Source organism: Shewanella sp. SG41-4 (assembly GCF_014164505.1).
Taxonomy (GTDB): domain Bacteria; phylum Pseudomonadota; class Gammaproteobacteria; order Enterobacterales; family Shewanellaceae; genus Shewanella.
In genome coordinates, this window is sequence record NZ_JACJFI010000344.1 from 1 (window position 1) to 3,482 (window position 3,482).

A 3,482-nucleotide genomic window follows, 5' to 3' on the forward strand; every position below is an offset into this window, starting at 1 on the left:
AAAACGTCCCATGACAATCAATTGAGTTGCTGAATCAGAATCATGATGATCATCACCCAATGAAAACATTAACCCCTCTAGTGGGCGCAAACCGTTATTATCTTTCAATTTAACTTTAGCCAATATTTGAGTGATGATCTCTGCACGATGAGAGTTAAATTCAACCGTTGATAAATGGCCATTAATGTCATCATCTATATCATTAAATGCACTAATCGGTAATGACAACACCATAAATGCACCATTATTAACCATATTAATAGTGCCATGTTGAGCAACCATCATGTGCGATTCAGCCTCTGTTACCATCAATAAATTCATCATAAAAATAACCGCCATCACCTTATGTCTCAGAACGCGCATTCGATGTCCCCCTTAAGTGTCATATAGTTGATTATTGAGGTGGAGGTAATTGGCCTGCGGCTTCAACTTCACCTTTAACACATCGTTGAAAGAACGGGTAACTATCTGTTGCGTAATAATGATAAATGCCATTTGGAAACTCTGGAGTGACCCCAACGCGGCCGTTACATTCGTCCAAGTCGCCTGAGCCTTCTACATATTCCCAGTCTTGTTTAAAGGTACCTAAAGCATATAAATCCGTTGATGGTCTGCTATCACTTACTGCTGTGACTAACTGATAACTGCCAGTTAGTACTTTAAGTGTTGAAGTGGCATCATCGGCTGTGCTGTACCCGTAACGTGCGTAAATAGGGAATCCATCCGATGCCCATGCAATTAAGGTCATGGTGTTGCTACTGCCACCATGTAGCGTAATAAAACCTTCTGGCATACCGTGATAATGATATTCACCGCTTGGTTGAACATGGGCATTATTGTCATCGGTTCCAAAATCAAAACTGGATTGGCCTAACGCCTCAATATTCCAGTTACCGACATTCATACCTGGGTCGCAAATTAAACCTGAGTCATCACAAGTGCCGCCGGTGCTGGCATCAATTTTTACTCCATTTAACACATATCCCTGCGGGCCTGACGGGCCACCTAATTCTGTAGCCACATCGGTTTTAACGGGCTGCAAAGTAATACTTGCTGTAATGTCTTGCTCGGTGATCATGTTTGGATTGCCATCATTGGGAAAAGTGCCCACTGCATGGTCAGGAATACCGTTCGCCACTAAATTGCGCATAGCATCAGCACAAGTCCATTGCGACTCACTGTTATAACCAACAGACTCAGAATCATTAAATTCGCTGTATGCATAATCACATAACACGCCATCAGTTGTGCCGTTGTTACTGACGCCATTATCGGTTGAACTGGTGCTTTCATCAATTGACACTGTGTCATCATCACTACTGTTACAGGCTGTTAATAAACCGGCTGTGATCAACGTACACAACATAGATTGAGTAAATTTCCGATATTTAACGAATACTTTCATGTCATCGATTCCTTTAAGTGGATCGTAAAGAGGTTAAACCAAGGAGGTACTGTATTACCTATCAATGATATAGAGACAAAGTGCAGAAATTATGCAGAAAAACAACAAAAATGAAGGATATGGTAAATGTTCTGTTAACGAAATCACCCCGCTTGCACAGTTTTTTGTCAAAAAAAGTGGCGGAAGTGAAAACGCTATAGGTATATTTTGGGGAGTTAATGTTTACATAAACTTAAGAAGAGTAGATATTTCTATGCCTTACTATACAAGATGGGTTTAAAGCCGAAGACCTCCTGGGAAATACATTTAACCTAATGACAAAGCGCTACCAGCTTATTTACAGCCAATAGCCCCATGCAATTTATCATTACAAATCACACTAAATCCACATTGCTAATTGCTCTTTGGTGGGTTTGCTGCCCTTGTGGACCACTTTTTCATCAATCACGACTGCTGGTGTACTCATTACGTCATAAGCCATAATTTGGGCCATATCAGTCACTTTTTCTATTTTTATTGCTACTCCCTTTTCATCAGCAACAGCTTGGACAAGTTCTGCGGTTTCAAGGCACTTTTTACAACCAGAACCTAATACTTTAACGATTTTCATTTATTATTCCTTATGACTAATTCGTCGTTAATAAAAACGGAGCAAATGCGTTAAATATCCACCCCACTAAAGTGAATGAAACTAATAGAAGGCTGAATAATATTGTCAGTAAACGCCATTGCATGACTTGTTTTAACAAAATAAACTCAGGGAAACTGGCCGCTACAGTGCTCATACAAAATGCCAATGTGGTGCCTATCGGTAAACCATTGACTATCAAGCTTTCCATAACTGGAATAACGCCTGTTGCATTGGAATAAAGTGGAATGCCGAGCAACACCGCAGCAGGAACAGACCACCATTGTCCATCCCCCAAATGTGCTTCAATCCAACCGTCTGGGACAAAACCATGTAATGCCGCGCCCAGCCCCACACCAATAATCACCCATTTCCACACTCTGCCAAATATATCTAGCATCTCCGTTTTGGCAAATTGATGCCTTTGTTGTAACGACATAGTTGGCACATTGCCATTATCATCAACCGTATTGCCAACATCCTTCAGTTGACCTCGTTTTAACGCTTCTGCCGCAAATGATTGCAACCAACGTTCAGCCTTAATGCTGTCGAGAAACAGACCGCCTAACATACCCACACTCATGCCAACCGCAATATACAGTAAAGTAAATTTGAGTCCCAATAAGCTCATCAGCAGTAATATCGCTACCTCGTTGATTAAAGGAGAGGTAATCAAAAAGCTCATCGTGATCCCCAATGGGATCCCGGCAGAAGTAAAACCTAAAAACACAGGGATGCTCGAACAAGAACAGAATGGCGTTATAACACCAAAACCTGAGCCCATTAAGTAACCTAGCCCTCGGTGTTTTCCTGCTAAAAAATCTCTAACTCGCTCAACATTTAACGAGGCACGTATAAGAGCAATGAGATAAATCATCACCAGTAGCAAAGCAAAAATTTTAGTGACGTCTTCAACAAAAAAATGCAGCGCATCACCGAGTTTAGTCTCTGGCGACAACCCCAATACACTGTATATAAGCCAAGATGCAAAATCAGAAAAAATCTGAAACATAAATTATTGCTCTATAAAAACACTACTGTAAAGATAGCGTTATTTTGGGTCGCAATATAAGATCTAGATCTCGATTTTGTTGATGATTGGAATAAACATAGGTTATGCGAAATAGAATTTGATTAATTAACTTATTCAATTTTGCCTTATGTTGCTACTTGCTGGCCATTTCGATATCAAGTCGGCTTACCATTCATAATCTTGGTGACAACAAAAATGAGTGGTTTATCTATGTAAAGCGACGTAGGTTTGTCATACGCTGCGCATACAACCGTTAATTATTGTAATGAATAGGATATTTTTTTCAGCTTTAAAAATAATGACTTATTCAAATTAAAATCGTTAAATTTATATGATCAATAACTTAAAAAGCAGATAGTTAACTTAATTTACATCCTATCGAAAACTTAACATTGCAACGAATTGTTAAGTTTTCG

5 protein-coding genes are annotated in these 3,482 nt (G+C 39.6%); 1 reads left to right on the forward strand and 4 read right to left on the reverse strand.

What is annotated here, in order from left to right:
* Both H5202_RS19345 and H5202_RS19350 read right to left on the reverse strand, forming a co-directional pair.
* A partial coding sequence (locus H5202_RS19345; RefSeq protein WP_182773496.1) for a hypothetical protein occupies nt 1-363 on the reverse strand: 363 nt, incomplete at its 3' end.
* Between the two features lie 31 nt (nt 364-394).
* Nucleotides 395-1,366 carry a YHYH protein gene (locus H5202_RS19350; protein WP_259397393.1) on the reverse strand — a complete coding sequence of 324 codons (972 nt, stop codon included), beginning with the start codon at nt 1,364-1,366 and terminating at the stop codon, nt 395-397.
* A gap of 130 nt (nt 1,367-1,496) precedes the next feature.
* On the opposite strand from H5202_RS19350, the gene H5202_RS19355 reads away from it, so the two are divergent.
* Complete coding sequence (locus tag H5202_RS19355) at nt 1,497-1,685, forward strand: hypothetical protein (protein WP_182773498.1); 189 nt, start codon at nt 1,497-1,499, stop codon at nt 1,683-1,685.
* Between the two features lie 99 nt (nt 1,686-1,784).
* On the opposite strand, the gene H5202_RS19360 is transcribed toward H5202_RS19355, so the two are convergent.
* Both H5202_RS19360 and H5202_RS19365 read right to left on the reverse strand, forming a co-directional pair.
* Entirely contained in the window at nt 1,785-2,015 is a 231-nt protein-coding gene (locus tag H5202_RS19360) for a thioredoxin family protein (RefSeq protein WP_182773499.1), read from the reverse strand.
* Between the two features lie 16 nt (nt 2,016-2,031).
* Nucleotides 2,032-3,045 (reverse strand): permease, encoded by a 1,014-nt coding sequence (locus tag H5202_RS19365; RefSeq protein ID WP_182773500.1) that lies wholly within the window; start codon nt 3,043-3,045, stop codon nt 2,032-2,034.
* Nucleotides 3,046-3,482: the final 437 nt, after the last annotated feature.